The 4,909-nt window shown below is 63.3% G+C and carries 2 rRNA genes; both read right to left on the reverse strand.

The annotated features are described in order from the left end of the window. Positions 1-23 precede the first annotated feature (23 nt). Positions 24-2,998 (reverse strand): 23S ribosomal RNA (locus tag AAAX72_RS09625). 398 nt (positions 2,999-3,396) lie between these two features. Beyond that, a 16S ribosomal RNA gene (locus tag AAAX72_RS09630) occupies positions 3,397-4,903 on the reverse strand. Together the 16S and 23S rRNA genes form the textbook arrangement of a ribosomal RNA operon. Between the last annotated feature and the right edge of the window lie 6 nt (positions 4,904-4,909).

The raw sequence follows: 4,909 nt of genomic DNA on the forward strand, positions 1-4,909 counted from the left end.
GTCCCGCGGGCCGCGAGGTGCGGTTCCGGAAGAGCTCGGGCGATTAGTGCGGCTCGGCTGAGGACGTCGCCGCCCTTGCACCTGCCGTCTATCGACCAGGTAGTCTACCTGGGCCCTTACCGGAAGGAGAACTAATCCCTGGAACGGCTTCCCGCTTAGATGCCTTCAGCGGTTATCCGCGCCGCACGCGGCTACCCGGCCGTGCCGTTGGTCGACAACCGGTTCACCGGAGGTGCGTCCACCCCGGTCCTCTCGTACTGGGGGCAGCCTCCATCGATTCTCCTGCGCCCACGGAGGATAGGGACCGAACTGTCTCACGACGTTCTGAACCCAGCTCGCGTACCGCTTTAAACGGCGAACAGCCGTACCCTTGGGACCTGCTCCAGCCCCAGGATGCGATGAGCCGACATCGAGGTGCCAAACCTTGCCGTCGATGTGGACTCTTGGGCAAGATCAGCCTGTTATCCCCGGAGTACCTTTTATCCGTTGAGCGACGGCCCACCCACTCGGGGCCGCCGGATCACTAGAGCCTGCTTTCGCACCTGCTCGGCTTGTGGGCCTCGCAGTCAAGCCCGCTTGTACTCTTGCATTCAAAAGGACGGTTGCCGACCGTCCCGAGCGGACCTTCGCGCGCCTCCGTTACCCTTTAGGAGGCGACCGCCCCAGTCAAACTGCCCGCCTGGCACGGTCCCCGAGCCGGTTGACGGCCTCGGGTTAGGACGCCGGTCGCGCGAGGGCAGTATTCCAAGGGCGGCTCCCCGGGGGCTGGCGCCTCCGGATCGATGCCTCCTGCCTATCCTCTACACGCGGGACCAGCGGCCAATGCCAAGCTGCAGTGAAGGTTCACGGGGTCTTTCCGTCCTTCCGCGGGTAAGTCGCATCTTCACGACCAGTGCAATTTCACCGGGTCCATGGTCGAGACAGCGCCCAAGTCGTTGCGCCTTTCGTGCAGGTCGGAACTTACCCGACAAGGAATTTCGCTACCTTAGGACCGTTATAGTTACGGCCGCCGTTTACCGGGGCTTGGCTTCGGGGCTTCGCCTTGACGGCTAACTCCTCCGCGTGACCTTCCGGCACCGGGCAGGCGTCAGACCCTATACGTCGCCTTGCGGCTTCTGCAGAGTCCTGTGTTTTTGGTAAACAGTCGCTTGGGCCTCTCCACTGCGGCCCGCCTCCGCTCCCCGGGCAAGCCGGTTCACGTACGCGCGGGCACCCCTTCTCCCGAAGTTACGGGGCCATTGTGCCGAGTTCCTTGACCATGGTTGACCCGATCGCCTCGGTATGTTCTACCCACCCACCTGTGTCGGTTTGCGGTACGGGCGCGCACGCGCCTGCCTAGGGGTTTTTCTAGGGACCTCGGGCTCACTCGCTTCGCTTAAGTGCTTCGTCCGGAGCCTCGCCCTTCTGCGGACCGGATTTCCCTGGTCCGCGGGCCGCGCTCCATCACGGGGACGTCCAGAACCCCGCCGAGCCACCCCCATCCGTCGCCCCGTCGGTCGTAGCGCCGCGTGCGCGGTGCAGGAATGTCTGCCTGCTGCGCGTCGGCTACGCCTACCGGCCTCGCCTTAGCCCCCGACTGACCCTGGGAGGATTAGCCTTGCCCAGGAAACCTCGGGTTCACGGCGGACGAGTTACTCTCTCGTCTCTCGCTACTCATGCCAGCATTCTCACTCCCATGCGCTCCACCGTCGGTCGCCCTCCGGCTTCTCCGCCCATGGGAAGCTCCCCTACCGATTCTAATGAATTAAAATCCCGCCGCTTCGGTGTCCAGCTTAGCCCCGTGTATTGTCGGCGCATGTCCACTCGACCAGTGAGCTGTTACGCACTCTTTGAATGCATGGCTGCTTCTAAGCCAACATCCTGGTTGTCTGGGCGGACGCACATCCTTTGCCACTCGGCTGGAACTTGGGGACCTTAGCGGGCGGTCCGGGCTGTTTCCCTCTCGAGCACACAGCTTAGCCCACATGCTCTGACTGCCGCGCTCTGGGCCGCCGGCATTCGGAGTTCGGTTGGATTCGGTAGGCGGCGAAGCCCCCTCGTCCATCCGGTGCTCTACCTCCGGCGGTGAACGCGCGACGCTAGCCCTAAAGCTATTTCGGGGAGAACGAGATATCTCCGGGTTTGATTGGCCTTTCACCCCTATCCGCAGGTCATCGCCGCCGTTTTCAACCGACGTGCGTTCGGCCCTCCACGGGGTCTTACCCCCGCTTCAGCCTGCCCACGGATAGCTCACCCGGCTTCGCGTCCGCGGCGCGGGACTCAAGTCGCCCTGTTAAGGCTCGCTTTCGCTCCGGCTCCCTTTCGGTTAACCTCGCCCCGCGCCAGCGACTCGCTGGCTCATTCTACAAAAGGCACGCCGTCACAACTGAAAGTTGCTCCGACTGCTCGTGGGCGCACGGTTTCAGGTACTGTTTCACTCCCCTCCCGGGGTGCTTTTCACCTTTCCCTCACGGTACTGGTGCGCTATCGGTCACAGGGTAGTACTCAGGCTTGGATGGTGGTCCACCCAGGTTCGGACCGGGTTTCACGTGCCCGGCCCTACTCAGGGACCGCGTCGCGCCGTCCGGTCTGGGTTCGCGTACGGGGCTGTCACCCGCTGCGGCCGGCCCTCCCATGCCGTTCCGCTCCCCAGCCGGACCTGCGCCCGGGGGCGGCAGCCCCCGGATGCGCGGCCCTGCAACCCCGTCGGCGGAACCCCTGCCGGGTATGCCCGCTCGACGGTTTGGCCATCGGTCCCCTTTCGCTCGCCGCTACTCGGGGAGTCTCGAGATTGATTTCCTCTCCTCCGGGTACTTAGATGTTTCAGTTCCCCGGGTTGTCCTCCCCGGCCCTATGTGTTCGGGCCGGGGATATGCACACCGCTGTGCATGGGTTCGCCCATTCGGAGACCCCCGGGTCGAAGGATGTGTGCTCCTCGCCGGGGATTATCGCAGCTTGCCGCGTCCTTCATCGGCTCCCTGTGCCAAGGCATCCGCCGTGCGCCCGTGGTATCTTGCGGGACCGCTCTCGGGCCCGCGGGATATCCACGTGTCGCTAATAAAAATTAATCGATATCATGAATAGCGCTCGTATGTCGCAATTCGGGTATCTCATACCGCGGCACAGTGTATGTACTGTGCTCGCGATCAGATGCTCCTCACTCATAAATAAGTGAATTCTTCTTGTTTGGATCGGATGAATGATTGCTATCATTCTTACGTTTAATCGCAGAAAAGAATCGAGTCTGGAAGAAATTGATCTTCCATCTCTCTCCTATCGCTATGCGGCTCTCAAGGTACGCGGGTGCGACCCCGGGGACCGGGTGCTGCGGGGACTTATCCTGGCGGACATCTACCGGACGGGCTCCTGCCCTCTATTCGAGTTAAGTTGATCTCTCTAGAAGATTTATCTCCCTAGAAAGGAGGTGATCCAGCCGCACCTTCCGGTACGGCTACCTTGTTACGACTTCACCCCCCTCACCCTCCACACCTTCGGCGCCTCCCCCCTTGACGGTTGGGCCGGCGACTTCGGGTGCAGACGACTCGGGTGGTGTGACGGGCGGTGTGTACAAGGCCCGGGAACGCATTCACCGCGGCATGCTGATCCGCGATTACTAGCAACTCCGACTTCATGGGGGCGGGTTGCAGCCCCCAATCCGAACTGGGGCCGGCTTTCCGGGATCCGCTCCCCCTCGCGGGGTGGCATCCCTCTGTACCGGCCATTGTAGCACGTGTGCAGCCCAGGGCATAAGGGGCATGATGACTTGACGTCGTCCCCGCCCTCCTCCGCCTTGACGGCGGCGGTCCCGCGTGGGTTCCCGGCATCACCCGATGGCAACACGCGGCGGGGGTTGCGCTCGTTGCGGGACTTAACCCAACATCTCACGACACGAGCTGACGACAGCCATGCACCACCTGTATGGGCTCCTCTCGGCCACGGGGTCTCCCCCGCTTCACCCATATGTCAAGCCCTGGTAAGGTTCTTCGCGTTGCTTCGAATTAAGCCACATGCTCCGCTGCTTGTGCGGGCCCCCGTCAATTCCTTTGAGTTTTAGCCTTGCGGCCGTACTCCCCAGGCGGGACGCTTAATGCGTTGGCTGCGGCACGGGGGGATCGTCCCCCCACACCTAGCGTCCATCGTTTACGGCTGGGACTACCAGGGTATCTAATCCTGTTCGCTCCCCCAGCTTTCGCGCCTCAGCGTCGGTCTCGGCCCAGAGGGCCGCCTTCGCCACCGGTGTTCCACCCGATATCTGCGCATTCCACCGCTACACCGGGTGTTCCACCCTCCCCTACCGGACCCAAGCCGCGGAGGTTCCGGGGGCTTCGGGGGGTTGAGCCCCCCGCTTCGACCCCCGGCCTGCCGGGCCGCCTACGCGCGCTTTACGCCCAATGAATCCGGATAACGCTCGCCCCCTACGTATTACCGCGGCTGCTGGCACGTAGTTAGCCGGGGCTTCTTCTGCAGGTACAGTCTTGACTCTTCCCTGCTGAAAGCGGTTTACGACCCGAAGGCCTCCGTCCCGCACGCGGCGTCGCTGCGTCAGGGTTCCCCCCATTGCGCAAGATTCCCCACTGCTGCCTCCCGTAGGAGTCTGGGCCGTGTCTCAGTCCCAATCTGGCCGGTCGGTCTCTCAACCCGGCTACCCGTTGTCGGCACGGTGGGCCGTCACCCCGCCGTCTACCTGATGGGCCGCGGAGCCATCCCCTCCCGTCGGGGCTTTAGCCCGGGCGCCATGCGGCGCCCGGGGGTATCCGGTATTACCCGTCCTTTCGGGCGGCTATCCCGGGGGAGGGGGCAGGTTCTCCACGTGTTACTCAGCCGTTCGCCACTCGCTTCTATCCGAAGATAGGTGCCGTTCGACTTGCATGTGTTAGGCGCGCCGCCAGCGTTCATCCTGAGCCAGGATCGAACTCTCCGTCCAAAATAT

It is taken from the genome of Collinsella sp. CLA-ER-H8, from assembly GCF_040092335.1.
In the GTDB taxonomy this organism is placed as follows: Bacteria; Actinomycetota; Coriobacteriia; order Coriobacteriales; family Coriobacteriaceae; genus Collinsella.